This window comes from Streptomyces sp. NPDC093085, assembly GCF_040683935.1.
Taxonomy (GTDB): domain Bacteria; phylum Actinomycetota; class Actinomycetes; order Streptomycetales; family Streptomycetaceae; genus Streptomyces.
The window spans coordinates 164,835-191,210 of record NZ_JBFBFB010000003.1; the positions used below are offsets into that span (position 1 = coordinate 164,835).

Annotated in this window: 23 protein-coding genes and 3 pseudogenes; 3 read left to right on the top strand and 23 right to left on the bottom strand. The window is 72.3% G+C overall.

Features of this window, described 5'->3' with window-relative positions:
- Positions 1-54 precede the first annotated feature (54 nt).
- From AB0O07_RS11500 to AB0O07_RS11520, 5 genes and pseudogenes are all read right to left on the bottom strand, one after another.
- Positions 55-258, bottom strand: coding sequence for a cold-shock protein (locus tag AB0O07_RS11500; RefSeq protein WP_365630749.1), 204 nt, complete (start codon positions 256-258; stop codon positions 55-57).
- A gap of 363 nt (positions 259-621) precedes the next feature.
- Positions 622-815: pseudogene (locus AB0O07_RS11505) on the bottom strand (pyridoxamine 5'-phosphate oxidase family protein); the annotation flags it as partial.
- A gap of 103 nt (positions 816-918) precedes the next feature.
- Positions 919-1,671 carry an NAD(P)-binding domain-containing protein gene (locus AB0O07_RS11510; RefSeq protein ID WP_365630751.1) on the bottom strand — a complete coding sequence of 251 codons (753 nt, stop codon included), beginning with the start codon at positions 1,669-1,671 and terminating at the stop codon, positions 919-921.
- Positions 1,672-1,809: 138 nt separating this feature from the next.
- Entirely contained in the window at positions 1,810-2,259 is a 450-nt protein-coding gene (locus tag AB0O07_RS11515) for a nuclear transport factor 2 family protein (protein ID WP_365630753.1), read from the bottom strand.
- Positions 2,260-2,335: 76 nt separating this feature from the next.
- On the bottom strand, positions 2,336-3,010 hold the full coding sequence (locus AB0O07_RS11520) for a TetR/AcrR family transcriptional regulator (RefSeq protein WP_365630755.1): 675 nt from the start codon (positions 3,008-3,010) through the stop codon (positions 2,336-2,338).
- Positions 3,011-3,157: 147 nt separating this feature from the next.
- On the opposite strand from AB0O07_RS11520, the gene AB0O07_RS11525 reads away from it, so the two are divergent.
- Positions 3,158-4,456, top strand: a complete 1,299-nt coding sequence (locus AB0O07_RS11525; RefSeq protein ID WP_365630757.1) for a cytochrome P450 — start codon at positions 3,158-3,160, stop codon at positions 4,454-4,456.
- A gap of 37 nt (positions 4,457-4,493) precedes the next feature.
- Complete coding sequence (locus AB0O07_RS11530) at positions 4,494-4,715, top strand: (4Fe-4S)-binding protein (protein ID WP_365630759.1); 222 nt, start codon at positions 4,494-4,496, stop codon at positions 4,713-4,715.
- Positions 4,716-4,905: 190 nt separating this feature from the next.
- Here AB0O07_RS11530 and AB0O07_RS11535 read toward each other — a convergent pair whose 3' ends face one another.
- The 14 genes and pseudogenes from AB0O07_RS11535 to hisI all read right to left on the bottom strand — a co-directional run bounded on the left by AB0O07_RS11535 (position 4,906) and on the right by hisI (position 22,410).
- Positions 4,906-6,366, bottom strand: coding sequence for a glutamate synthase subunit beta (locus AB0O07_RS11535; protein WP_365630761.1), 1,461 nt, complete (start codon positions 6,364-6,366; stop codon positions 4,906-4,908).
- Complete coding sequence (gene gltB, locus AB0O07_RS11540) at positions 6,359-10,936, bottom strand: glutamate synthase large subunit (protein WP_365630763.1); 4,578 nt, start codon at positions 10,934-10,936, stop codon at positions 6,359-6,361. Before gltB ends, AB0O07_RS11535 begins: the two co-directional genes overlap by 8 nt.
- Before the next feature lie 434 nt (positions 10,937-11,370).
- Entirely contained in the window at positions 11,371-12,099 is a 729-nt protein-coding gene (locus AB0O07_RS11545; protein ID WP_365630765.1) for a VIT1/CCC1 transporter family protein, read from the bottom strand.
- Positions 12,100-12,375: 276 nt separating this feature from the next.
- Complete coding sequence (lgt, locus tag AB0O07_RS11550) at positions 12,376-13,347, bottom strand: prolipoprotein diacylglyceryl transferase (protein ID WP_365630767.1); 972 nt, start codon at positions 13,345-13,347, stop codon at positions 12,376-12,378.
- Between the two features lie 393 nt (positions 13,348-13,740).
- Positions 13,741-14,556, bottom strand: a pseudogene (locus AB0O07_RS11555) (thioredoxin domain-containing protein); the annotation flags it as partial.
- 77 nt (positions 14,557-14,633) lie between these two features.
- Positions 14,634-15,446 carry a tryptophan synthase subunit alpha gene (trpA, locus tag AB0O07_RS11560; protein ID WP_365630769.1) on the bottom strand — a complete coding sequence of 271 codons (813 nt, stop codon included), beginning with the start codon at positions 15,444-15,446 and terminating at the stop codon, positions 14,634-14,636.
- Positions 15,443-16,741, bottom strand: coding sequence for a tryptophan synthase subunit beta (gene trpB, locus AB0O07_RS11565; RefSeq protein WP_365630771.1), 1,299 nt, complete (start codon positions 16,739-16,741; stop codon positions 15,443-15,445). Before trpB ends, trpA begins: the two co-directional genes overlap by 4 nt.
- A gap of 466 nt (positions 16,742-17,207) precedes the next feature.
- Positions 17,208-17,429 (bottom strand): tryptophan synthase subunit(beta), encoded by a 222-nt coding sequence (locus AB0O07_RS11570; protein WP_365630773.1) that lies wholly within the window; start codon positions 17,427-17,429, stop codon positions 17,208-17,210.
- A 6-nt stretch (positions 17,430-17,435) separates the two neighbouring features.
- Positions 17,436-18,245, bottom strand: coding sequence for an indole-3-glycerol phosphate synthase TrpC (gene trpC / locus AB0O07_RS11575; protein WP_365630775.1), 810 nt, complete (start codon positions 18,243-18,245; stop codon positions 17,436-17,438).
- A 220-nt stretch (positions 18,246-18,465) separates the two neighbouring features.
- A complete protein-coding gene (locus tag AB0O07_RS11580) occupies positions 18,466-18,897 on the bottom strand; it encodes a DUF2752 domain-containing protein (protein WP_365630777.1) in 432 nt (143 codons plus the stop codon).
- A gap of 268 nt (positions 18,898-19,165) precedes the next feature.
- Positions 19,166-19,384: pseudogene (locus AB0O07_RS11585) on the bottom strand (HGxxPAAW family protein); the annotation flags it as partial.
- A gap of 189 nt (positions 19,385-19,573) precedes the next feature.
- Positions 19,574-20,257: a TIGR02234 family membrane protein gene (locus tag AB0O07_RS11590; RefSeq protein WP_365630779.1), complete on the bottom strand. Its 684-nt coding sequence runs from the start codon at positions 20,255-20,257 to the stop codon at positions 19,574-19,576.
- A gap of 53 nt (positions 20,258-20,310) precedes the next feature.
- Entirely contained in the window at positions 20,311-21,813 is a 1,503-nt protein-coding gene (locus tag AB0O07_RS11595) for an anthranilate synthase component I (RefSeq protein ID WP_365630781.1), read from the bottom strand.
- A gap of 213 nt (positions 21,814-22,026) precedes the next feature.
- Complete coding sequence (hisI, locus tag AB0O07_RS11600) at positions 22,027-22,410, bottom strand: phosphoribosyl-AMP cyclohydrolase (protein WP_365630783.1); 384 nt, start codon at positions 22,408-22,410, stop codon at positions 22,027-22,029.
- An 82-nt stretch (positions 22,411-22,492) separates the two neighbouring features.
- Between hisI and AB0O07_RS11605 the strand changes: the two genes are divergently transcribed.
- Complete coding sequence (locus tag AB0O07_RS11605; protein WP_365630785.1) at positions 22,493-23,128, top strand: TIGR03085 family metal-binding protein; 636 nt, start codon at positions 22,493-22,495, stop codon at positions 23,126-23,128.
- 109 nt (positions 23,129-23,237) lie between these two features.
- Here AB0O07_RS11605 and AB0O07_RS11610 read toward each other — a convergent pair whose 3' ends face one another.
- The 4 genes from AB0O07_RS11610 to AB0O07_RS11625 form a co-directional block, all read right to left on the bottom strand.
- Positions 23,238-24,467 carry an MFS transporter gene (locus AB0O07_RS11610; protein ID WP_365631530.1) on the bottom strand — a complete coding sequence of 410 codons (1,230 nt, stop codon included), beginning with the start codon at positions 24,465-24,467 and terminating at the stop codon, positions 23,238-23,240.
- A 229-nt stretch (positions 24,468-24,696) separates the two neighbouring features.
- Positions 24,697-25,284 carry a helix-turn-helix domain-containing protein gene (locus tag AB0O07_RS11615; protein ID WP_365630787.1) on the bottom strand — a complete coding sequence of 196 codons (588 nt, stop codon included), beginning with the start codon at positions 25,282-25,284 and terminating at the stop codon, positions 24,697-24,699.
- A 134-nt stretch (positions 25,285-25,418) separates the two neighbouring features.
- Complete coding sequence (locus AB0O07_RS11620) at positions 25,419-25,793, bottom strand: hypothetical protein (protein ID WP_365630789.1); 375 nt, start codon at positions 25,791-25,793, stop codon at positions 25,419-25,421.
- Positions 25,790-26,008: a hypothetical protein gene (locus tag AB0O07_RS11625; protein ID WP_365630791.1), complete on the bottom strand. Its 219-nt coding sequence runs from the start codon at positions 26,006-26,008 to the stop codon at positions 25,790-25,792. The genes AB0O07_RS11620 and AB0O07_RS11625 overlap by 4 nt, the downstream gene beginning before the upstream one ends.
- Positions 26,009-26,376: the final 368 nt, after the last annotated feature.

Consider the following 26,376-nt stretch of genomic DNA (forward strand, 5'->3'; position numbering starts at 1 on the left):
CGGGGCCCGCACCGTGCAGGTGCGAACCCCGGCTGCGTGGTACGACTCCGGAGGTCAGGCCGGGGTGATGTTCTCCGCCTGCGGGCCCTTCTGGCCCTGGGTGACGTCGAACGTGACCTTCTGGCCCTCCTGCAGCTCACGGAAGCCGCTGGAGTTGATGTTGGAGTAGTGGGCGAAGACGTCGGCGCCGCCGCCGTCCTGCTCGATGAAGCCGAAGCCCTTTTCCGAGTTGAACCACTTCACAGTGCCGCTGGCCATGTCAATCTCCTCAAACAGGTGCAGAGCGCGAAACCCGCACTTCACGGATTCCTCGTCGCCGCATGGAGCCCCATCCGGAGAAAGCCGGCGAAAAACAATAATGCGCCTGAGGAGTTTCCCGTCAGGCGCACATAAAGTTCATGGGTACCAAAACTGCAACGACGGCAGCTTAGCACGACCCACGGGGCCGCCGAAGTGGCCCACCCCACACTTTCCGCCCGCCTCCCCCGGTCGCCTCCCCTGGCCGCCTGCCGCCGGTCCCCCTGTCGGCCCTTCCTCAGGGATCCTCCCGTACGGGCCCCTCCCCCGACCCGCGCCGGAGCACCCGTACGGGTCGCGCGCGAGGCCCCGCGCGAGGCCCCGCGCCTTTCGCGACCGGGGCAGCATTCCGAGCCACAACTCCCCCCGGCGGAAGGTGACTTCAAGTCCGGTCAGCCGAGGGGAGCCGTCTTTTCCAGGGTGTCGAGCACGTGGCGGGGACGCCTCTCGAATCGCCGCCGGACACGCGCGGCGAAGCCCGGCTCCGCCGCGCCGAAATCGGCCCAGGTGAATGTCATGACACTCACTCGGACCCGAATACCCGACACCGCCTGTCGCCTTTCACGGGCGGCGCCGCTTTTCACGGACCGCCCGTCGCTCCTTTCCTGGACCGCCCGTCGCTCAGACGCCGGCATCCGGCGGCAGCACAACGCCCGCCGGGCCCCGGACGGCGGTCGCGGTCAGTTCGCGGATCCGGGCCGCCGGAGCCGGCCGGCCGGGGTCCGCCCAGAGCCGGGTGAAGTACTCCTCGGCGCCGAGCCCGGCGGGATCCACGCCGGTGTACGGGTAGGCATAGACGGGCGTGCCCGGCTCGCTCCGCCAGCTCTCGGCGAGCGTACCGATGTCGACCGTGTCGTACCCCAGCAGGTCCAGCACCTCCGCGGCCTCCCGCTTGGCCCCCTCGTCGTCCCCGGCGACGGGCAGGGCGCTGCGGTCGGCCGCTCCGGTGGGCCGGGCGAGCGCGAACAGGTGGTGCGCGGCGATGTTGTTGAACGCCTTGACCACGGAGGCACCGGCGAGATGACGCTGCACGAGTCCGCTGGAGGTGAGCTGACCGGAGTCCAGCTCGGCGATCCGGCCGTCGCGCTGCGGATAGTAGTTCATGGTGTCCAGCACCGTCTTGCCGCGCAGGGCCGCGACGGGCAGCCGGTCATGGGCCCTCAGCGGGATGGTGGCCACCACGAGGTCGCCGGCCTCGGCGGCCTCTTCCGGCGTGCCGGCGCGGCTCTGTCCGCCCACCGTTTTCACCAGGTCGGCGAGGGTTTCGGGCCCCCGGGAATTGCTGAGGACGACCTCCATGCCGGCCGCGACGGCCAGCCGGGCCAGCGCGGTACCGATCATTCCGCTGCCGATGAGTCCGAGCGTTCGGGACATGGCGTTCTCCTTCCGTCACGGGGACGTTCCGTTACGGGCACGACGGCCCACCCGGAGACGGCCCCACGGCCTCCGCATGCCACGGAGGCCCCATCCGTTTCCCGTCGCAACAAACGGATGGAGCCTCCGATTCCCGCTCTACCGCTCTTTCTCGGCCTCGAACGCCCGGGCCACGGCAAGGCTGTCCTCGTAGACGTGGTGCCGGGTGACCAGGCCGTCCGCCACGGTCAGATGGAGCGCGAACCGCGCCCGGTACGCACGCCCGGTGGACCGGGCGGTCTGCCGGATCTCCCCGAGCACGACCGCGTCGTCCCCGTCCACGAGAATCCGCTCGACCTCGGTCCTGGCCTCCTCCGGCACATGCCCCTCGGCGACCTCCCGGAAGTGCGCGGCCACGTCGTCCCGGGTGGCCCGGTGCCGGATCCACGGCGTGGCGGCGCGCCCGTGCTCCTCTTCCGGCCAGTCCAGCCTCCAGTCGACCCGCTCGGCGTAGAGAGCGGCGATACGCCCCGGATCCCCCTCGCCGATCCTGCGCAGCAACTCCCCCACCACGGCGCGCGTTTCCGCCGTACCAACAGACGCGTCCATCGGCATGCCCGCCCCTCCCTCTCCCGGTCCGTCGCTCACCTGCGACAGCCAAGATCCGCCGGGGGATGGCCCCCGGTCAACTCCCGCCGCTCCGCGGGCCGGAATCCCGGCCGACCCCCGGCTTGAGTTGCTCCACCGTCAGCGGCGTGCCCGGGAGGGGCGAGCGGGACGGGGCGCGGAGGCAGTCGAGGAGGAGGGCGGTGGCGCGCTCGGAGACCTGCCGGGCCGTGGTGTCGGGGACGGCGTGCATGGGGCGGAGCAGGAGCGAGAGCAGGGCGGCCACATCGCCCGTGCCGACATCCGGGCGCAGGGTGCCCTCGGTCTGGGCGGCGCGGACGACCTCGTCCAGGATCGCGAGCAGATCGCGCTGGAAGCGGGTGGTCTCCGGGTCCTGTTCGATGGCGCGGGCGGCCAGCGGGGAGAGGATCGTGAGCTGGATGCCGAGGCGGAGTTCGCCCGAGGTGTGGAGGAGGCGCACCAGGGTGTTCCAGGCGCTCGCCTCCTCCGCGACCGCCGCCCGCGCGCCCGCCAGGACCTGGGTGAAGCTCTCCTGGGCGACGGCGAGGATCAGGGAGGTCCGGTCGGGGAAGCGCCGGTAGAGCGTGCCGACGCCGACCCCGGCCTGGCGGGCGATCTCCTCCATGGGGACGTCGGGCCCCAGGGCTCCGAACACCCGTCGGGCCGCCGCGAGGATCTGGTCGCGGTTGCGCCGGGCGTCGGCCCGTAGGGGTCTCGCGGAGTCCGCTGTCATCTCGCCGCGCCGCCTTCCCGGGGGCCGAACCGATCAATCCGAGGATGGCTGATTCTGCCAGGCAGCATCTGGACGAAAAACCTCCACTTAACTATTTTCGGCGGGGTGCGCAGGAAATCTCCACCGACGGAAAATGGAGTGATCCCGATGAGCGACCGTCCCGAAGTCACCGACCGTCCCGAAGCCACCGAACGTCCCGAAGCCACCGAACCCCCTGCCCCTGACCCCACCGGAGCCCCTCCCGTCACCGACCGCTCCGACCTGACACTGCCCCACCCCCGCACCTGTCCCTACGCCCCGCCCGCCACGTACAAACAACTCCGCGAGGAGTCCCCGGTGGCCCGGGTCACGCTGCCGACCGGCGCCACCGCCTGGGCGGTGAGCCGGCACGAGGATGTCCGTACGGTGCTCTCCGACCCCCGGTTCAGCTCGGACCGGAACGCGCCCGGCTTCCCCGTGCTGATGGCGGAGGGCAACAAGCTCGCCACCGAGGCACGGCCCACGATGCTCCAGATGGACCCGCCGGAGCACGGGCCCGTACGCCGTGCCGTGCTCGGGGAGTTCACCGTGCGCCGGATGCGGGCGCTCCAGCCCCGTATCCAGGAGATCGTGGACGAGCACCTGGACGCGCTGCTCGCCGGGCCACGGCCGGCGGATCTGGTGCGGGCGCTCTCGCTGCCGGTGCCCTCGCTCGTCATCTGCGAGCAGCTGGGGGTCCCGTACGCGGACCACGACTTCTTCCAGACCCACTCCTCCACGCTGATCAGCCGGGCGCAGTCGGCCGACGAGCGGGCGGCGGCGCTGTACGCGCTCAACGGATATCTGGCGGAGCTGATCGCGGACAAGGAGCGGGAGCCCACCGACGACCTGCTGGGCCGGCAGATCGTAAAGCACCGCGAGGAGGGCACATACGACCGCGAGGACCTGGTCAGTATGGCGTTCCTGCTGCTCATCGCGGGCCACGAGACCACCGCCAACATGATCTCGCTCGGCACGCTCGCGCTCCTCGAACACCCCGAGGAGCTGGCGGCGCTCCGCGCGGACCCGGCGCGGACACCCGCCGCCGTCGAGGAGCTGCTGCGGTACTTCACCATCGCCGACACCGTGGCCTCCCGGGTGGCCAAGGAGGACGTGGAGCTGAGCGGGGTCAAGGTCCCGGCCGGTGAGGGCGTCCTCGTCCTCTCCCATACGAGCAACCACGACCCCGAGGTCTACGAGCGCCCGGAAGAGCTGGACATCGACCGGGGCGCCCGCAACCATGTCGCGTTCGGCTTCGGACCGCACCAGTGCCTGGGGCAGAACCTGGCCAGGATGGAGCTCCAGATCGTCCTCGACACACTGCTGCGCCGGGTCCCGGGGCTGCGGCTCGCGGTGGAGAGAGAGAAGCTGTCGTTCAAGGACGACGCCCTCGTCTACGGGCTGAACGAGCTGCCGGTCACCTGGTGAGGAGGAAGCCGGTGAAGCCGGTGAGGAGGGAGAGAGTATGACCACCACGACAGGGCCGCGCATCGTCGCGGACCGGACCCGCTGTGTCGGCGCCGGTCAGTGTGTGCTGGCGGTGGAGCGGCTCTTCGACCAGAGCGACGAGGACGGCACCGTGATCGTCCTCTCCGACCGGCCGGAGCCGGGCGAAGTGGACGCGGTGCGGGAGGCCGTACGCATCTGTCCGAGCGGGGCGCTCTCGCTGGCCGCCGAGGACGGGTGAGCCCGCATGCCACGGCGCCTGCCGTCGGTCCGGTCGGGGACTGGGGGCAGGCGCCGCGCCTTGCGGGCCGGTCCGGGAGACGCTCCCCGGTCCGGCTCCGCCCGTACACCGTTGTACGGGAGTCTCTTCGGGCGATGGTACGGGTGGAACCGTGCGGGCCGGGCCGTCAGGGCCGCGGCCCGTCAGGACCTCAGGCCATCAGGGCCCGGTCCGTCGGGCGGATCGGGGCCGGCAGATCGCTGGCGCCGGTGAGGTGGCGGTCGACGCCCGCCGCCGCCGAGCGGCCCTCCGCGATCGCCCAGACGATCAGCGACTGGCCCCGCCCCGCGTCGCCCGCGACATACACGCCGGGCACGTTGGTCGCGAAGTCCGCGTCCCGGGCGATGTTGCCGCGCTGGTCCAGCTCCAGGCCGAACTGCTCGACCAGGCCGTTGGACTGGTCGGTGCCGGTGAAGCCCATCGCGAGGGTGACGAGCTGCGCCGGGATCACCCGCTCCGTCCCCGGCTTCTGCTCCAGCTTGCCGTCCTTGAACTCCACCTCGATCAGGTGCAGGGACTGGACGTTGCCGTCCTCGTCGCCCTCGAAGTGGGTGGTGGAGACGGAGTAGAGCCGCTCGCCGCCCTCCTCGTGCGCGGAGGTGACCTTGTAGAGCATGGGGAAGGTCGGCCACGGCTGGTGCGCGGCGCGCTCGTCGCCGGGCCTCGGCATGATTTCGAGCTGGGTGACGGAGGCGGCGCCCTGGCGGTGGGCCGTACCGACGCAGTCGGCGCCGGTGTCGCCGCCGCCGATGACGACGACGTGCTTGCCCTCGGCGCTGATCGGGGAGACGGTGAGGTCGCCCTCGCGCACCTTGTTGGCGAGCGGCAGGTACTCCATGGCGAAGTGGACGCCGTTGAGATCCCGGCCGGGCACCGGCAGGTCGCGGGAGACGGTGGCGCCCGCCGCGATGACCACCGCGTCGTACCGCTTGCGGAGCGTCGCCGCGGTGATGTCCCGGCCGATCTCGGTCTCCGTACGGAACTTGGTGCCCTCCGCGCGCATCTGCTCGATACGGCGGTTGATGTGCGCCTTCTCCATCTTGAACTCGGGGATGCCGTACCGCAGCAGCCCGCCGATCCGGTCGGCCCGCTCGTACACCACGACGGTGTGGCCGGCCCGGGTGAGCTGCTGGGCCGCCGCGAGTCCGGCCGGGCCCGAGCCGATGACGGCGACGGTCTTGCCGGAGAGCCGCTCGGGGGGCTGCGGGGTGACGTCGCCGCTGTTCCACGCCTTGTCGATGATGGAGACTTCGACGTTCTTGATGGTGACGGCGGGCTGGTTGATGCCGAGCACACAGGCCGCCTCGCAGGGCGCGGGGCAGAGCCGTCCGGTGAACTCCGGGAAGTTGTTGGTGGCGTGCAGGCGCTCGCTCGCCGCCGTCCAGTCCTCCCGGTAGGCGTAGTCGTTCCACTCGGGGATCAGGTTCCCGAGCGGACAGCCGTTGTGGCAGAACGGGATGCCGCAGTCCATGCACCGCCCGGCCTGCTTGCTGATGATCGGGAGCAGCGAGCCGGGAACGTAGACCTCGTTCCAGTCCTTGACGCGCTCCTCGACGGGGCGGGACGTGGCGACTTCGCGCCCGGTGGTGAGAAAGCCCTTCGGGTCAGCCATGGGTCGCCGCCTTCATCATCTTCTCGGTGGTCTCGGTCTCGGAGAGACCTGCCAGCTCGGCGGCGTCCTTGGCGGCGAGCACTGCCTTGTACGTGGTCGGGATGATCTTGCTGAAGCGGTCGGCGGCGGTGTCCCACTCGGCGAGCAGCTTCCCGGCGACGGTGGAGCCCGTCTCCTCCTGGTGGCGGCGCACCACGTCGTGCAGCCACTGCTTGTCGGTGTCGTCGAGGGGTTCGACGGCCGACAGGTTCCCGGCGTTGACGTTGTCCGGGTCGAGGTCGACGACGTACGCGACGCCGCCGGACATGCCGGCCGCGAAGTTCCGCCCGGTCTCGCCGAGGACGACGGCGTGGCCGCCGGTCATGTACTCGCAGCCGTGGTCGCCGACGCCCTCGGAGACGACCGTGGCACCGGAGTTGCGGACGCAGAAGCGCTCGCCGGTGCGGCCGCGCAGGAAGAGTTCGCCGCCGGTGGCGCCGTACGCGATGGTGTTGCCGGCGATGGTCGAGTACTCGGCGAGGTGGTCGGCGCCCCGGTCGGGGCGGACCACGACCCGGCCGCCGGAGAGGCCCTTGCCGACGTAGTCGTTGGCGTCGCCCTCCAGGCGCAGGGTCACACCGTGCGGCAGGAAGGCGCCGAAGGACTGGCCGGCCGAGCCGGTGAAGGTGATGTCGATGGTGTCGTCGGGCAGGCCCGCGCCGCCGAACCTCTTCGTCACCTGGTGGCCGAGCATGGTGCCGACCGTCCGGTTGATGTTGCGGATGGCGACCTGGGCCCGTACGGGCTGGGCGGCCTCGGCGCTCTCGGCGTTGAGGGCGTCGGCGGCGAGCCGGATCAGCTCGTTGTCGAGGGCCTTCGCCAGACCGTGGTCCTGCTCGACCGTCTGATGGCGTACGGCGCCCTCGGGCAGCTCCGGTACGTGGAAGAGCGGCGCGAGGTCGAGGCCCTGGGCCTTCCAGTGGTCGACGGCGCGCTCCGTGTCGAGGAGTTCGGCGTGGCCGACGGCCTCCTGGAGGGTGCGGAAGCCGAGTTCGGCGAGGAGTTCGCGGACCTCCTCGGCGATGTACTGGAAGAAGTTGACGATGTACTCGGCCTTGCCGGAGAAGCGCTCGCGCAGCACCGGGTTCTGGGTGGCGATGCCGACCGGGCAGGTGTCGAGGTGGCAGACGCGCATCATGACGCAGCCGGAGACGACGAGCGGCGCGGTCGCGAAGCCGTACTCCTCGGCGCCGAGGAGCGCGGCGATGACCACGTCGCGGCCGGTCTTGAGCTGGCCGTCGGTCTGCACGACGATCCGGTCGCGCAAGCCGTTGAGCAGCAGCGTCTGCTGGGTCTCGGCGAGGCCCAGCTCCCAGGGGCCGCCCGCGTGCTTGAGCGAGGTGAGCGGCGAGGCGCCCGTACCGCCGTCGTGTCCGGAGATCAGCACGACATCGGCGTGTGCCTTGGAGACCCCGGCGGCGACGGTGCCGACGCCGACCTCGGAGACCAGCTTGACGTGGATACGCGCCTGGGGGCTGGCGTTCTTCAGGTCGTGGATGAGCTGGGCGAGGTCCTCGATCGAGTAGATGTCGTGGTGCGGCGGCGGGGAGATCAGCCCGACGCCCGGGGTGGAGTGCCGGGTCCTGGCGACCCACGGGTAGACCTTGTGGCCGGGGAGCTGGCCGCCCTCGCCTGGCTTGGCGCCCTGGGCCATCTTGATCTGGATGTCGTCGGCGTTGACCAGGTACTCGCTGGTGACGCCGAAGCGGCCGGAGGCGACCTGCTTGATGGCGGAGCGGCGCGCCGGGTCGTAGAGCCGGTCCGGGTCCTCGCCGCCCTCGCCGGTGTTGGACTTGGCGCCGAGCTGGTTCATGGCGATGGCCAGCGTCTCGTGCGCCTCCCGGGAGATGGAGCCGTACGACATGGCGCCGGTGGAGAAGCGCTTGACGATCTCGGAGGCCGGCTCGACCTCGTCCAGCGGTACGGGGGTACGGTCCGCGGCGAACCGGAACAGGCCGCGCAGCGTCATCAGCCGCTCGGACTGCTCGTTGACCCGGCCGGTGTACTGCTTGAAGACGTCGTAGCGCCGGGTGCGCGTGGCGTGCTGGAGGCGGAAGACCGTCTCCGGGTCGAAGAGGTGCGGCTCGCCCTCGCGGCGCCACTGGTACTCGCCGCCGATCTCCAGCTTGCGGTGGCTGGCGGAGATCCCGGAGGCCGGGTACCCCTTGGCGTGCCGGGCGGCGACCTCGCGGGCGATGACATCGAGCCCGGCGCCGCCGATCTTGGTGGCGGTGCCGTTGAAGTACGTGTCCACGAAGGCCTGGTCGAGACCGACGGCCTCGAAGACCTGGGCGCCCCGGTAGGAGGCGACGGTGGAGATGCCCATCTTGGACATCACCTTGAGGACGCCCTTGCCGAGCGCGTAGATCAGGTTCCGGATCGCCGTCTCGGGCGCCAGGTCCTGGATGAACGTACCGGCGCGCACCAGGTCCTCGACGGACTCCATGGCGAGGTACGGGTTGACGGCGGCGGCCCCGAAGCCGATGAGCAGCGCGACATGGTGGACCTCGCGGACATCGCCGGCCTCGACCAGCAGCCCCACCTGGGTGCGCTGCTTGGTGCGGATGAGGTGGTGGTGGACGGCGGCGGTGAGCAGCAGCGAGGGGATCGGCGCGTGCTCGGCGTCGGAGTGCCGGTCGGAGAGGACGATGATGCGGGCGCCGCTCTCGATGGCGGCGTCGGTCTCGGCGCGGATCTCGTCGATCCGGGCGGCGAGGGCGTCACCGCCGCCGCTCACCCGGTAGAGCCCGGAGAGCGTCGCGGCCTTCATCCCCGGCATGTCGCCGTCCGCGTTGATGTGGACGAGCTTGGCCAGCTCGTCGTTGTCGATCACCGGGAAGGGCAGGGTGACGCCCCGGCAGGACGCGGCGGTCGGCTCCAGCAGGTTGGACCCCGGGCCGAGCGAGGAGCGCAGCGAGGTGACCAGTTCCTCGCGGATGGCGTCCAGCGGCGGGTTGGTGACCTGCGCGAAGAGCTGGGTGAAGTAGTCGAAGAGCAGCCGGGGCCGGGCGGAGAGCGCGGCGATCGGCGAGTCCGTGCCCATGGAGCCGATGGGCTCGGCGCCGGTACGGGCCATGGGCGCGAGCAGGACGCGCAGCTCCTCCTCGGTGTAGCCGAAGGTCTGCTGGCGGCGGGTGACCGAGGCGTGGGTGTGCACGATGTGCTCGCGCTCGGGGAGGTCGGAGAGCTCTATGACGCCGGCCTCCAGCCACTCCTTGTAGGGGTGCTCGGCGGCGAGGGACGCCTTGATCTCGTCGTCCTCGATGATGCGGTGCTCGGCGGTGTCGACGAGGAACATCCGGCCGGGCTGGAGGCGGCCCTTGCGGACGACCTTCGCCGGGTCGATGTCGAGGACGCCGACCTCGGAGGAGAGGACGACGAGCCCGTCGTCGGTGACCCAGTAGCGGCCCGGACGGAGCCCGTTGCGGTCGAGGACGGCGCCGACCTGGGTGCCGTCGGTGAAGGTGACACAGGCGGGGCCGTCCCACGGCTCCATCATCGCGGCGTGGAACTGGTAGAACGCGCGCCGGTCGGCGTCCATCGAGTCGTGGTTCTCCCACGCCTCGGGGACCATCATCAGCACGGAGTGCGGCAGCGACCGGCCGCCGAGGTGGATCAGCTCCAGGACCTCGTCGAAGGAGGCGGAGTCGGAGGCGTCGGGCGTACAGACCGGGAAGATCCGCTCCAGCCTGCTCCTGCGCTCGGAGGTGTCCGTGCCGAAGAGCTCGGAGGCGAGCTGGGACTCGCGGGCGCGCATCCAGTTGCGGTTGCCCTTGACCGTGTTGATCTCGCCGTTGTGCGCGACGAAGCGGTACGGGTGGGCGAGCGGCCAGCTCGGGAAGGTGTTGGTGGAGAACCGCGAGTGGACCAGCGCCACGGCGGTCGCGCACCGGCGGTCCGAGAGGTCCGGGAAGAACGGTTCGAGCTGCCCGGTGGTGAGCATGCCCTTGTAGACGATGGTCCGCGCGGAGAGCGAGGGGAAGTACACCCCGGTCTCCCGCTCGGCGCGCTTGCGCAGCAGGAACGCCTTGCGGTCGAGCGCGATCCCGCTGCTGGCGCCGTCGGCGACGAAGAGCTGGCGGAAGGCGGGCATGGTGGCGCGGGCGCTGGCGCCGAGCAGTTCGGGCGTGACGGGCACCTCGCGCCAGCCGAGGATGTCGAGGCCCTCCTCGGCGGCGATCGTCTCGATACGCGAGACGGCACCGTCCGGGTCGTCGGCGGGCAGGAAGCCGATGCCGACGGCGTACGAACCGGCCGCGGGGAGCGGGAACCCGGCGACCTCGCGGAGGAAGGCGTCCGGCACCTGGAGCAGGATCCCGGCGCCGTCACCGGAGTCGGGCTCGGAGCCGGTGGCGCCGCGATGTTCGAGATTGCGCAGTACGGTCAACGCCTGCTCGACCAGCTCATGGCTGGCTACACCGGTGAGGGTGGCCACGAAGCCGACGCCACAGGCGTCGTGTTCGTTACGGGGGTCGTACATCCCCTGCGGGGCGGGGCGACCGTCCATGGGCGACCAGGCGTCGGAACGCATCGGCTCTCCCGTCGTCGTGTGTTCGGCTTTGGCATATGCGATTACCGAGGGACGACGCTGGCCCTCCAGAGAAATTTCGTGCAGGTTACATGATGGAAAGCTTCTCGGGAAGCGGGATTACGCGTTCCAGCATGTGGACACCGCTCGTGGCGGCGGACGTGGGGAGCGCGGACGGACAGATCGTCGTCCGTCCGGCTGGGGCGGAGCGGGCTTCGTTGCCTGCGGCGCGTTCGGCTCATGCCCGGTGGGGAAGGACTCGAAACCGCCCGGTAACGGCTGTATGAGTGGCGCCAGGCATAGTGTCGCATCCGGGGCACCGGAACGCCCGGGGACGTAGGTCACATATGTGCCGGGCGTGTGTACGGCGCGTACCGGCCCGGTGTCACCCGGTACCGGTACGGGGGGTGCGGCGGTGTACCGTACCGCCGGCCGGGTCAGAGCGCGGCGCCGAAGAACACCCCGAGCCCGTAGGTGACCGCCGCCGCCGCGCCACCGAGCAGGAGCTGCCGTACGCCGCTGTACCACCAGCTCCGCGCCGTCACCCGGGCCACCAGCGCGCCGCAGCCGAAGAGCCCGACGAGCGCCAGCAGCACGGCGGGCCAGAGCACGGTGGCGCCGAGCAGATACGGCAGGACGGGGAGGAGCGCGCCCAGCGCGAAGGAGCCGAACGAGGAGACGGCGGCGACCAGCGGCGACGGCAGGTCGTCGGGGTCGATGCCCAGCTCCTCGCGGGCGTGGATCTCCAGCGCCTGCTCGGGGTCGCGGGAGAGCTGCTCGGCCACCTCGCGGGCCAGCTCGGGGCGTACCCCCCGGGAGACATAGAGCGCGGCCAGTTCCGCCTGCTCGTCCGCGGGGTGTTTGCGCAGCTCCCGGCGCTCTACCTCCAGTTCGGCCTGGACCAGCTCGCGCTGGGAGGCCACGGAGGTGTACTCGCCGGCGGCCATCGAGAAGGCCCCGGCGGCGAGACCGGCGAGACCGGTGATCACGATGGTCTGCTGCGAGACGGCACCGCCCGCGACCCCGGTCATCAGCGCCAGGTTGGAGACGAGCCCGTCCATCGCGCCGAACACCGCGGGGCGCAGCCAGCCGCCGGTCACATCGCGGTGCGTGTGATTGTCACGGTGGGCCTCGTGGAGCGTGGCCTCGGTGTCGATGACGGACATGCTTCTCCCCTCATGGGGGCAGACTCCGGCTCCGTGCGCGGATCGGTTCACACCCCCCAACGCCATCGAAAATACGCACGAAAAAACGCTCCCGCCAGCAAGGAAGGCCGTACTTACCGGGCTGGGGAGGGTCTGGCACACCGGGAAACCCACTGCGGAAACACACCGGGCGGGACGGTGGGAACGGCCTCGCGGACGGAGGCCCGGTACGGGCGGAACGCCGCCGTACCGGGCCTCTGTGGTGCGTGTGGTGCGTGTGTGGTGCCGAGCGCCGGCTCAGCTCTTGGCGGTCTCCCCCGCGACGGGGGACCCCTTGCCGGGCTCGCCCGGCTTGGCCGGATCGGCCTTGGCCCCCGCCTTGGCCCCCTTGGCGTCGCGGTCCTCGCCGCCCTCGGCGCTGTCCTCGCCGCCCTGGTCCCCGCCGGTCTCCCCGGCCAGGTCCGGCTCCACGATCTCCTCGCGCCCCGGCCGCAGCCGCGCCGAGACGACCATGTAGGTGACCGCGAGCAGGAAGACCAGCATGGCCGTCCAGACGTTCAGCCGCAGGCCCAGGATGTGGTGGGCCTCGTCGACCCGCATGTACTCGATCCAGGCGCGGCCCGTGCAGTACGCGGCGACGTAGAGGGCGAAGACCCGGCCGTGGCCGAGCTTGAAGCGGCGGTCGGCCCAGACCACGAAGGCCGCGACCCCGACGCACCACAGCGACTCGTAGAGGAAGGTCGGGTGGTAGAGCCCGGCCGTACGGTTCGGGGCCGCGCTGATCTCCAGCGCCCACGGCAGATCGGTCGGCTTTCCGTACAGTTCCTGGTTGAACCAGTTGCCCCAGCGGCCGAAGGCCTGCGCCAGCGCGATCCCGGGCGCGATGGCGTCCGCGTACGCGGGGAGCGGGATCCCCCGGCGGCGGCAGCCGATCCAGGCGCCGACCGCGCCCAGCGCGATCGCGCCCCAGATGCCCAGACCGCCCTGCCAGATCTTGAAGGCGTCGACCCAGTTCTCGCCCTCGCTGAAGTAGAGCTGGTAGTCGGTGATCACATGGTAGAGACGGCCGCCGACCAGGCCGAAGGGGACGGCCCAGACGGCGATGTCGGCGACCGTGCCGACCTTTCCGCCCCGGGCGACCCACCGCTTGCCGCCGTACCAGACGCCGACGAAGACACCGATGATGATGCAGAACGCGTAGCCGCGCAGCGGGAGCGGTCCGAGATGGAGCACTCCGGTCGAGGGGCTGGGAATGTAGGCAAAGTCCATGGCAGAACCGACGGTACAGTGCCGGGCGGGAAGTACCGCAACCCCGCCCGGCATCATCTGTATAAAAACCCGGGATCGGCCCGGACCTGGCCCTGATACACCCCCGGCAGAGCCCTGGTACGCCCCGGAATCGCCCCGTGTAGGGGTCGTGTAGGGCCCCCGTACGGGGCGGGGATGTGCCCCGGAGTACCCGGGTCAGGCGGCGGGCAGCGTGCCCGGCTGGACCTGGGGCTCCACCGGCGGCACCGAGGCGGGCCCGGTCAGCGGCTCCGAGGCGGGCCCCGAGGCCTCCCCGGACGCGGGCGCCTCGTCCGGCCCGCGCTCCCCGTGTCCCGCGTCGTGTCCTGCCCCGTGCCCCGCTCCCGCTCCCCCGTCCGCCGGGAGCGACGAGGGTGCCGTGGGGGTGGCCGTGCCCGGCTTCTTGCCCTTGTTGGCCTCCTCGACCCACTTCTTCAGGTTGGCGGGCGTGATGTCCTCGTTCCCCTTCTTGGGGAAGACCGCCTCGCCGTTGAGGAGCACGGTCGGTGTCCCGGAGAAGCCGCCCGTACGGAACGCCTCGGCGGCCTTCTCCACCCACCGGTCGTGCTCGCCCTTCTCCACGCACTGCCGGAAGCCGGGCGCGGACTCCAGCCCGTCGACCTTGCCCGCCAGCTCCAGCAGCTTGGCGTTCTTGGCGTAGGCGTCGTCCGTCTCCAGCGGCTGGTTCGCGTAGAGCACGTCGTGGTACGGGGCGAACTTCCCGGCGTCCTGGGCGCAGGCCGCCGCGTTGGCGGCGCGCAGCGAGCCCGTACCGCCCATGTTGCCGTCGATGATGGTCGCCAGGTGGTACTCGACCTTCAGCGCGCCCGCCCGCTCCAGCTCGTGGATCACGCTCCGGAAGCCGTTCTCGAACTGGGCGCAGGCCGGGCAGCGGAAGTCCTCGTACACCGTGAGGGTGGACGGCGCGTCCGTCGCCCCCACGGGGATCGCCAGCTCGTCCTTGCCGCGCACTCCGGCGGGCGCGCTCGCCGCGCCCGCCGCCTCCGTGTCCCCGCTCTTCTTCAGGTTCGCGGCGACCACGCCGACGACACCGACCAGGCCGAGCACCCCGGCGACGGTCGCCGCCATGATCAGGGTGCGCCTGCGCTTCTCGCGCGCCGCGTGTTCGGCGCGCTCCTGCTGGAGCCGCTCACGGGCGCTCCTCTTCGCTTCACGGTTCTTCTCGCTCACGCCTCAGCAACGAACCGGGGAGGTGCCTGCGCACCTCCCCGGTCCCACTTCCACCCGTACGGGTGACGCCCTGGCCGTCAGCGCTTCCGTACGCCCTCGGCCAGTTCGGCAGCGAGCGCGCGCACCGCGGCGACCCCGGCGGCCTGGTCCGGCGCGTCCAGCATCCGCTTGACGAACGCGGACCCGACGATCACCCCGTCGGCGAACCCGGCGACCTCGGCGGCCTGCTCGGCGTCGGAGACCCCGAGCCCGACACAGACCGGCAGGTCGGTGGTGGCCCGGACCCGGGTGACCAGGGCCTGGGCCTCCAGCCCCACCGAGGTCCTGGTCCCGGTGACGCCCATCAGGGACGCCGCGTAGACGAAGCCGCTGCCGGCCGCGGTGATGGTGGCCAGCCGGGCGTCCCTGGTGCTGGGCGCCACCACGAAGACGGTCGCCAGACCGTGCTTCTCGGCGTGCCGCCGCCACTCCGCGGACTCCTGGACGGGCAGGTCGGGCAGGATGCACCCGGCGCCGCCCGCCTCGGCCAGCTCGGCGGTGAACCGCTCGACGCCGTACCGGTCGATCGGGTTCCAGTACGTCATCACCAGCACCGGCTTGCCGGTCGCCTCGTGCGCCTCGCGGACCGTGCGGAGCACGTCGGCGATCTTCACGCCGCCGCGCAGCGCGATGTCGTCGGCGGTCTGGATGACGGGGCCGTCGAGGACGGGGTCGCTGTGCGGCAGCCCGACCTCGACGATGTCGGCGCCGCCGTCGAAGACGGCCTTGACCGCCTCGATGCCGCCGTCCACGGTGGGGAAGCCCGCCGGGAGGTAGGCGATCAGCGCGGCGCGGTCCTCGGCCTTGGCGGCGGCGAGGGTGTCGCTCAACAGCCCGATGTTCCCGCTCACTTGCCGTCCTCCCCGTTCCCCTTGTCCTGACCGCCGGCGCTCTTGCCGGCATCGCTGCCGTCGCCGGCGTCGCCGTCGTCGTACAGCCCGAAGTACTTGGCGGCGGTGTCCATGTCCTTGTCGCCGCGCCCGGAGAGGTTGACGACGAGGAGCCCGTCCTTGCCCAGCTCGCGCCCCACCTCCAGCGCCCCGGCCAGCGCGTGCGCGCTCTCGATCGCCGGGATGATGCCCTCGGTGCGGGAGAGCAGCCGCAGGGCGCGCATCGCGTCGTCGTCGGTGACGGCCCGGTACTCGCCGCGCCCGCTCTCCTTGAGGTACGCGTGCTCCGGGCCGATGCCCGGGTAGTCGAGCCCGGCGGAGATCGAGTAGGGCTCGGTGATCTGGCCCTCCTCGTCCTGGAGGACATACGAGCGGGACCCGTGCAGGATGCCGGGCTCGCCGGCGGTGAGGGTGGCGGCGTGCTCGCCGGTCTCCACGCCGTGCCCGGCGGGCTCGCACCCGATGAGGCGAACGCCCTGGTCGGGGAGGAAGGCGTGGAAGAGCCCGATCGCGTTCGAGCCGCCGCCCACGCACGCCACGGCGGCGTCCGGCAGCCGTCCGGCGCGCTCCAGGAGCTGGCGGCGGGCCTCGACGCCGATGACCCGGTGGAAGTCGCGGACCATGGCGGGGAAGGGGTGCGGTCCCGCGACGGTCCCGAAGAGGTAGTGCGTACGGTCGACGTTGGCGACCCAGTCGCGGAACGCCTCGTTGATGGCGTCCTTCAGGGTCCGGCTGCCGGAGGTCACCGGGATGACCTCGGCGCCGAGCATCCGCATCCGGGCCACGTTGAGCGCCTGGCGCCGGGTGTCGATCTCGCCCATGTAGATGGTGCATTCGAGCCCGAAGAGCGCGCAGGCGGTGGCGGTGGCGACGCCGTGCTGCCCGGCCCCGGTCTCGGCGATGACCCGGGTCTTGCCCATCCGCCGGGTGAGCAGGGCCTGCCCCAGCACGTTGTTGATCTTGTGCGACCCGGTGTGGTTCAGATCCTCCCGCTTGAGGAAGACCCGGGCCCCGCCCGCGTGCTCGGCGAACCGGGGCACCTCGGTGAGCGCGCTGGGGCGGCCGGTGTAGTGGGCGAGCAGCTCGTCCAGCTCGGCGGCGAAGGCGGGATCGGCCTTGGCCTTGTCGTACTCGACGGCGACCTCGTCGACGGCGGCGACCAGCGCCTCCGGAATGAACGCCCCGCCGAAGGCACCGAAGTACCCCTCTGCACTGGGGACCTGCCCCTCGGGGTCGGGAATGAAGAACTCGGACACGCGGAAACTCCTCAGGGAAGAAGAGGGAAGAACGGGGAGACAGACCGTAGTGCGCCGGACACGCTCCTCCCGCCGGGCCCGCGCGGACCACCCGGAGGTGCCCCGCGGGGAACCCCCTGGGCGACCCTCCGCGGGCCCCCGTACGGGTGACGCTCGTGGGCGCCTCACCCACGAGCGGGCGTCACCCGTGGGCGGGACACCCGAGGGGGCACTCCACCCGTACGGGATCCCCCGAAGGCGGCCCCGGGGCAAGAGCCCTGAGGGGACACCCCGGGGATACGCCGTTGGGCGGGACCACCCCTAGGGGGACGCCCCCAGGAGAGGCCCGGGGTGCCCTCCCGTGGGCGGGGCCCCTGGGAGGGGTCACCCGTGGGGAGACCTCTCCAGGGGGTGGCCCTCGGGAGGGCCCGGGTGGCGGGGAGCGTTTCGGTGCGCGGCGCGCCGGGACCCGGTGCGGACCGGCGCCTCAGATGTGCGGGGTCCGTGGAGTCGCGGGCGCGGCGGCCGGGCGCCATCGCATGCCGTTGACCTGGCCGGGCTCGTCACCGATGACGTACCGCACGCGCCGGCCGCGCACCCGCCGGGCCGGGGCGCGGCAACCACGCGGACGGCAGCCGCGCGCGAGGGGCGCGTGGGCCTCCGGGGTCGCCGAGCGGTCGGCGGTGGCGGGCGTCGGGACGGGCGGCACGGCGGGTCAGTCCCTCCCGTGACGGAGCGCGGGGTGCGCGCCGGCGGCGACGAGATCCGCGACGGCGGACTTCGGGTCGCGGCCGGTGACCAGCGACTCGCCGACGAGCACGGCGTCGGCCCCGGCGTTGGCGTACGCGATCAGGTCGTGCGGCCCGCGTACCCCCGACTCGGCGACCTTGATGATCCCGGCCGGGATCTCCGGCGCGACCCGTTCGAACGTGGAGCGGTCGACCTTGAGGGTCTTCAGGTCGCGCGCGTTGACTCCGATGATCTTCGCCCCGGCGGCCACGGCCCGCTCCGTCTCCTCCTCGTCGTGGACCTCCACGAGCGCGGTGAGCCCGATCGACTCGGCCCGCTCGATCAGCGAGACCAGCGCCTCCTGGCCGAGGGCCGCGACGATCAGCAGCACCACGTCGGCGCCGTGCGCGCGCGCCTCCCAGAGCTGGTACGAGGTGACGATGAAGTCCTTGCGCAGCACCGGGATGTCGACCCGGGCCCGGACGGCCTCCAGATCGGCGAGCGAGCCGCCGAAGCGGCGCTGTTCGGTCAGTACGGAGATGACGGCGGCGCCGCCCGCCTCGTAGTCGGCGGCGAGCGCGGCCGGGTCGGCGATCGCGGCGAGCGCGCCCTTGGACGGGCTGGAGCGCTTGACCTCGCAGATCACCTGGACGCCCTCGCCGCTGAGCGCGGCGGCACCGTCCTTGGCCTGCGGCGCCTTGGCCGCGCGCTCCTTGAGCTCGTCGAGGCCGACGCGCGCCTGCCGCTCTGCGAGGTCGGCGCGGACGCCGTCGATGATCTCGTCGAGCACACTCACGCGAGCGGCCCCCTTCCGGGACGGAATGCGGTTCAGTTACGGATCGTACCGACGTTGGCCCGAGCTGCCATCGGGCGCTCTTCGGCCACGCCGTCGTTGTCCGGTTCTTCCGATGCTAGATGATGTGGCCCCGTGGGCCCGCATCCGGGCGGCGGGGCGGCCCGCGCCGGAGCCGGCCGGGCGCCGGACCGGGGCCGGCCAGGAACCGGCCAGGAACCGGTCAGGGCGCGAGCCAGGAACCGTAGGGCAGGTTCCGCAGCACGCTGAACGCCAGGAGTACGGCGCCGAAACTCCACCACCACAGGGGGCGCTGGGTGATCCTCAGGGGCCGCCCCTTTCCGGCACCTACCACCCAGATCACCCACACGACGGCGAAGACCGCGTACCCCACGACGGCGAGCGCGTTGTCGCCGAGCGAGCCGGCCAGATCGCCGTGGGCGAGGGCGTGGGCGCCCCGCAGGCCGCCGCAGCCGGGGCAGTAGAGGCCGGTGAGGGCGTAGAGCGGGCAGGGCGGATAGTGGCCGGATTCGTTCGGGTCGACCAGGCCGACATAGGTGAACGCGGCGGCGACCCCGGCGAGGGTGGCGAACGGCAGCAGCAGCCGCCGGCCCCGGGACGCGGGCTGCGGGATCTCGTACAGGGCGGGGTTCACCCGGTGATTCTCACCGTTCCGGCGGAAAGACGCAGCCCGGCCCCGCCGGACCGCGTCACGCGTATCGCTGCCGGGCGGGGCGGCCGGGGCGGCCGGGGCGCCCGAGCGGACAGGTCGGACGGGGCCGGACGGGTCAGACGGTCTGGGCCTGCGGCTCGGCGGCGAGCGGCGCGGGGGCGTGCGCCGCCTCGTGGGCCTCGGTCTGCGCGAGGATCCGCGCCCGGATGTCCTCGGAGCGCAGGTTGACCTGCTTGCTCGCGGCGGCGTTACGGGCGGCGGCCAGCTCCGCCGACTCCTTCGGCATGCCGAGGCCCGCCGCGCTCATCGCCATGCCGACACCGCCGCCGATCAGGACGACGACGAGGCCGCCCCAGAACGCGAGGATGTTGACCGCCACCATGGCGACCCCCGAGACGCAGAAGCCGATGAAGGCGATGGTGACACCGGTCCAGGCCGCCGGGGTGTGTCCGTGGCTGCTGCCCGCCATGAGTTGCTCCTCGTTGTTCTCGGTTGTCCTCGCGCCGTAGGCGCTGGGTGGGTCGGACGCTCACCGGACATTGTCCCGCATGCGCCACCGGGACGGTTCCCGGGGGTGGCCCGGTGTGACCCGCCTCTCGCGGGCCGGCCGTCGCGGCCCACACGTCCGGGGCAGCCCCTCCGGGGCAGCCCTCCCGGGTCAGCTCTCCCGGGTCGGGTCCTCGCCCCGGTCCAGGGCCTTCCACAGGTCCTCGGGCCGGTCGGGGTCGACCACGGGGGCCTTACGGGGGCCACGGGCACCGCCCCGCGCGCCGCCCGCCGCCGCGCCGGGGCGCTCGTACCGCCCGGACATCGCGGGCCAGCGGCGCCCGTACCCGAGGGCGAGCACCCCCGCGAGAAGGATCAGGGCGCCGCCCGCGGAGGTGACGTACGGCCATGCCGTGTGGCTCAGCCCGGAGACGGTGGCGGCGGTGTCCCCGGTGGTCCGCGCGGCCTCGGCGTCGAGCGCCGCGTGGTCCCCGGCGCCGAGGAGGGCGGCGAGGGCGGCGCCCGCGCCGCTGAGGGCGAGCAGCGCCGAGACCACCCGGCGCCCGGCGCCCCGTACCGCGAAGACGGCGACCAGCGCGGCGAGGCCGACGACGGCGAGGGCGGCGGGGACCCCGGTGATGTCCCGTCCCTCGGCGGCCAGCGGCAGCGTGCCGCCCCCGACGGCCGCCGAGCCCTCCGCCCAGGTCTGGCCCGAGGAGATCAGCACCACGGCGGCACCGAGGGCGCCGAGGAGCAGGGCGGCGGCGAGGGGGCGGCGTCCACCGCGCGCGTCGGCGGCCGCCGGGCCCGCGGCGGTACGGGGCTGGGGTACGGGTACGGCACTCACGCACCCCACTATCCCCTACCGCCCGAAACGCCCCGGGGGCCGGGGGCCCTGGGGCGCCCGCCTCAGCCGCCCATCCGGTTCGCGGTGTGGACGGCCCGGAGCACCGCCGCCGCCTTGTTGCGGCACTCGGTGTCCTCCGAGACCGGGTCGGAGTCGGCGACGACCCCCGCGCCCGCCTGGACGTACGCCGTACCGTCGCGGAGCAGCGCGGTCCTGATGGCGATGGCCGTGTCGGAGTCCCCGGCGAAGTCGAGATAGCCGACACAGCCGCCGTAGAGCCCCCGCCGGGTGGGCTCCAGCTCGTCGATGATCTGGAGCGCGCGCGGCTTGGGCGCGCCGGAGAGGGTGCCCGCCGGGAAGCAGGCGGTGAGCACGTCGAAGGCGGTACGGGTGCCGGTGACCCGGCCGGTGACGGTGGAGACGATGTGCATGACGTGCGAGTACTTCTCGACGGACATGAAGTCGACCACCTCGACGCTGCCCGGCTCACAGACCCGCCCCAGGTCGTTGCGGCCGAGGTCGACCAGCATCAGGTGCTCGGCGCGCTCCTTGGGGTCGGCGAGGAGTTCGTCGGCGAGCGCCTGGTCCTCCTGCGGGGTGGCGCCGCGCGGCCGGGTGCCGGCGATGGGGTGGACCATGGCGCGGCCGTCCTCCACCTTGACCAGCGCCTCGGGGCTGGAGCCGACGACGTCGAAGGCGGCGCCGTCCTCGGTGGCGGGGAAGCGGAAGAGGTACATGTACGGGCTGGGGTTGGTGGCCCGCAGCACCCGGTAGACGTCGAGGGCGCTCGCGGTGACGGGCGTCTCGAACCGCTGGGAGGGCACGACCTGGAAGGCCTCCCCGGCCCGGATCCGCTCCTTGATGTCCTCGACGGCGTCCTGGTAGGCGGGGCCGCCCCAGAGCGCGGTGTACTCGGGGAGTTCGGAGGCGGGCAGCCGGGTGGGCGGCGAGTGGACCGGGCGGTCGAGGTCGGCGGCCATCGCGTCGAGCCGGGCGACGGCGTCCGCGTAGGCGTCGTCCACGCCGGTGTCGAGGTCGTTGTGGTTGATCGCGTTGGCGATCAGCAGGACGGAGCCGTCCCAGTGGTCGAGGACGGCGAGGTCCGAGGTGAGCAGCATGGTCAGCTCGGGGATGCGCAGGTCGTCGCGGGCGTGGTCGCCGACCTTCTCCAGCCGGCGCACGATGTCGTACCCGAGGTAGCCGACCATGCCGCCGGTGAAGGGCGGCATGCCGGAGGCCAGGTCTCGGGGGGTGTGCAGGGCCTGGAGGGTGGCGCGCAGGGTGGCCAGCGGGTCGCCGTCGACGGGGACGCCGACGGGCGGGGTGCCCAGCCAGTGGGTCCGGCCGCCGCGCTCGGTGAGGGTGGCGGAGGACCGTACGCCGATGAACGAGTAGCGGGACCAGGAGCGGCCGTTCTCCGCGGACTCCAGGAGAAAGGTGCCGGGGCGTTCGGCGGCGAGCTTGCGGTATAGGCCGACCGGGGTGTCCCCGTCCGCGAGGAGGCGCCGGCTGACGGGGATGACGCGGCGGTCCACCGCCAGCTTGCGGAAGGTCTCAAGGTCCATGGCGGCTGACCCTACTCGGTGGGCGGGCGGGGGCGGGGAGGGTGCATGGGGGGCGCGCAGGGGGCGCGTTCAGCGGTCGTACGAGGGGGTGCGGGCGTGCGCCCCGGCGGGGGTCCCCCTGGGTTGCCCGTAGGGGTACCCGGGGCGGCCCCCATGGTCCCGGCGTCCCTCCCCGTAGGGGTGCCCTCCCCGTAGGGGCGGCCCCCGACCTGGCTACCCCGTAGGGGCGAGCGGCAGGACATCGGCGTCGAAGCACGTACGGTCGCCGGTGTGGCAGGCGGCGCCGACCTGGTCGACCTGGACGAGGACGGTGTCCGCGTCGCAGTCCAGGGCGACCGACTTCACGTACTGGACATGGCCGGAGGTGTCGCCCTTCACCCAGTACTCGCGGCGGCTGCGGGACCAGTAGGTGCACCGTCCCGTGGTGAGCGTGCGGTGCAGCGCCTCGTCGTCCATCCAGCCCAGCATCAGCACCTCGCCGGTGTCGTACTGCTGGGCGATCGCCGGGATCAGCCCGTCCGCGCTGCGCTTGAGCCGGTCGGCGATGGCGGGGTCGAGTCCGCCGCTGGGGGACGGTGCCCCGGTGGTGCTGGTCATGCGCCCATTGTGCCGCGCGCGGCGGGCCGCCCGGGGTGACGTCCACTGGGCGGACGGGTTCCGGCCGCCGTACGCTGGTGTCATGTCGACCCATGCCAAGCGTGAACGACTTCTGCTCGCCGATCTGTTGGAGGCCACGGGCCCCGACGCGCCGACGCTCTGCGACGGCTGGCTCACCCGGGACCTGGCGGCCCATGTGGTGGTCCGCGAGCGCCGCCCGGACGCCGCCGCCGGAATGATGCTGACGGCGCTCGGCAACCGGCTGGAGCGGGTCCAGGCGGAGTATGTCGCGAAGCCGTACGAGGAGCTGATCCAGCTCATCAGGACGGGTCCGCCGAAGATGTCGCCGTACGGGATCAAGCAGCTCGACGAGGTGGCGAACACGGTCGAGTTCTACATCCACACCGAGGACGTCCGCCGGGCGCAGCCCGAGTGGACCCCGCGCGAGGTGGACCGGGTCTTCGCGGATGTCCTCTGGTCGCGGCTGGAGAAGGGCGGCCGGCTGATGGGCCGCAAGTCCCCGGTCGGCCTGGTCCTGCGCCGCCCGGACGGCCAGACGGCGGTGGCCCACCGGGGCACCCCGGTGGTGACGGCCACGGGCGAGCCGAACGAACTGCTCCTCTTCCTGTCGGGCCGCCAGGACGCGGCGAAACTGGACCTGGAGGGCGACCCGGACGCGATCGGCAAGGTGAGGGGCGCGAAGCTGGGGATCGCCTGAGGGTGCTCGGGGCCGGGCCGCCGGCCGCTCGGCCACTGGGGAGGGGCTGAGGGCGCCCGTACGGCTGTACGAGGCGCCCTGACCCCGTGGGGCAACGGTCCCTCCGGGGTTACGGGGCCGATCCCGCCCCGGGGAGTTCGGCGGTGCGGAGCGGCGTCGACCAGAGGCCGATGACCCCGCCCGCCAGGCAGACCACCGAGCAGCCGAGGAAGACCGGGCCAGCGCCCCAGAGACCGACGGCCGCGCCGACGACCGGGTAGCAGAGCGGTGTGAGGCCGACGGAGATCAGGGTGGAGACGGAGGTGACCCGGCCGAGGTAGACCGGGTCGCAGGCGGTCTGGAGCACGGCCCAGCAGAGCGCCCCGCTCAACCCGGCGAGCAGCCCGATCAGGGCGCCGGCGGCCATGGCGTACGGAACGGTCGGCAGATACCCGATCGCGGCGACGCACCCCGCGGCGGCGCAGAGCACCAGGGACATGACGAGCCCGGCGCGCGGTATGCGCCCCCGTACGGTCAGCAGCAGCGCGCTGAGCCCCGCCCCGGCGCCGAAGGCCGCGACGATCGCCCCCATCCCGTCGGCGCCCCAGCCGCGCTCTTGGACGAGGAGGGTGAGCCCGATGTTGAGCGGCCCGGCGAAGCCGAGTTCGCCGACGGCGACGGTGACCATCAGCGGGGCGAGCACCCGGTGGCCCCGGAGATACCGCAGCCCGGCCCGGAGCTCCCCCCAGGCTCCGGCGTCGCCCCGGCTCCGCTCCTCCGCCCCCTGGTCCGCGTGGTCCGCGCCGGGCGCGGGGCCCGGTCCGATCCGTACGGCCAGCAGCAGCGGCAGGGATACGGCGAAGAGCGCCCCGGCGACGGCGAACGCGGCCCCGGGCCCGCCCACCGCCACCGCGAACCCGCCGAGCGGCGCCCCGGCCACCCCCGCGAGCCGCTGCGCGAAACCCCGCATGCCCTGGACCCGGGCGAGCTGTCCGGGTCCGGTGATCCGGGGCGGCAGGGCGCCGACGGCGGGGAGGAAGAGCGCGTCGACGGCGCCGAAGACCAGGGCAAGGGGGAGGAGCAGCCAGAGCGTGGGGGTGGTGAGGGCCAGCGCGAGGGCGACGCCCAGGATGACGGCGCACCGCACGGCGTCGCCGCCGATGACGACGCGCCGGGGCCCGAAGCGGTCGGCGACCACTCCCCCGCCGAGCATCAGCACGGCACGCGGCACCGCCCCGACGGCGAGCACGAACCCGGCCTGCGCGGGGGTGCCGCTGCGCACGGCGGCCCAGGAGAGGGCCAGGAAGTAGACGCTGTCGCCCACCATGGACGCGGTGTAGGCGCCGAGCCAGCGCAGCACGTTCCCGTCCCGGTACGCGGGCCGCTCGGAGCCCGGCGCGACGGGTTCCGGGGCGGGTTTCCCGGCGGATTCCTCGGGGTCGGCGGAGCCGGTGGCGACGGCTGGGTCAGGGGCGGATCCGGGGCGCGCGCTCACGACGACGCCATCCTCTCTCGGGGCCCGTAAGGGGCTGGGTCCTGTCGGGGGGCGGAGACCCGGGTTGCCCCTAAGGGGCCGGGGGTCTCAGGGCTCAGGGGCGGAAGGGGAAGCCGTACAGGTGCAGGGAGACGGTCTCGCGCCCCGCGGTGTCGCCCGCTTCCTCGGCGGCGCGCCCGGCGTTCTGGTACTTCATGGCCAGCTCATGCAGCTCACGGCCGAACGCGGTCAGCTCGGCCGGGGTGAGCGGGGCGAGATACTCGCTGCTCAGCGAGGCGGTGCGCCACTCGGGCGACCAGGCGCTCTCGGTCTCCCGGTAAGCGAGGTACTGCTCGTGGCGCTGCTCGGCGATCAGCCGCCCGACGGTGCGGTACACGGCGGCCTCCTCGGGCCCGCCCCCGAAGTCCTCGGCCGCCCACGCCACCCCGTCGGAAGCCACCTGCCACCACCGCTCCCGCCCGTCGCTCCCCGGGCTCTCGGCCTCCTCGATCAGCCCGTGCTCGGCGAGCTTGCGCAGGTGATAACTGACCAGCGAGACGGCCTCGTCGACCTGGTCCGCGAGGTGCGAGGCGGTGGCCCTACGGGCGATGAAGAGCCCCCGGTAGAGCCGCATCCGCAGCGGGTGGCCGAAGGCTTTGAGGGTGGCGGCGTCGGTGATCCGGCGCTGCTGCTGATCTGCCATGACGCCGACCGTAAAGCAGAAAAGGAAAGTTGCGCAACATTAATTGCGCAACTTTCCTTGTGGGCATGAACGGAGGAGCAGCTTCGAGCCCGGGCAGGCCGAGGGCTACAGCCAGAAGTCAGATGGCCGGATGGTCAGATGACCCAGTCACGGAAGAGCCGGGCGGCCTCATGGAGGTCCGCCTCGTCGCTGCGGATGTCCGAGACGAGCTTCGCGATATCTCCGTACGACGGCGCGATCGACATGTCGCACTGCTCCATGTACTCCCAGGCGCACGCCATGCCGATCGAAGCGTTGTAGTCGGTGAACGGCCGCAGACGGACAGCGGTGTGCAGGAAGGTGGCGGCCCTCGCCGCTACCTCCTCGTAGTACGGCTCACCGGCGAGGCGCTCGTACCGATGCCGCTCGACCATGCAGTGCAGCGCACCCCAGTCACGGATCGGGGTGTTCTCCGGGGATACGTCAATCTGCACATTGAGCACCCACCCGGCGTCGACGTAAAGGGTCACCGCAGCCCCTTCGGGAACGTCTGCTCGAACTCCGCCATCAGCACCCGGGCCTTCTTCGAGGCCCCCTCGACGAACCGCTGCTTCTGCCGTCGGCGCACCACATCCTCGGTCAGTATGTCGTGCGCCAGCCGCTTGATCGCGAGGCCCCGCTCCTTGGCCTCCGCGCGCAGCTCGGTCAGTTCCTCTTCGGTGAATTCAATCGTGATTCCAGGCATACGGACACCGTAAGCCAGCCACCCCCACAGTCGCTACCAGATTCACTACCAAGAGTGAAACCTCGAACCGTCATGCGACCCGATGATCTTCGATCAGCCGTCACCCAGCGGCCATACATCGGATGGGTCACCATGCAGACCCAGGTCGCCACACGCGGTGCGACAGTCCAGATTCCACCCACCCACCCTCATAACTGGCCTGATTCCGTCGAGTGGCGGCCATTGACAGGTGCACGCAACAAACCTAGGTTCACCGGCGCACCCGATGCATCCGATGTATTCGAAGATCCATCAGGTTGGGAGGACGACAGTGACCTCATCCCCGGACACTCCTTCGCCCGTGGACCGCAGGGCCCTGCTCGGCACCG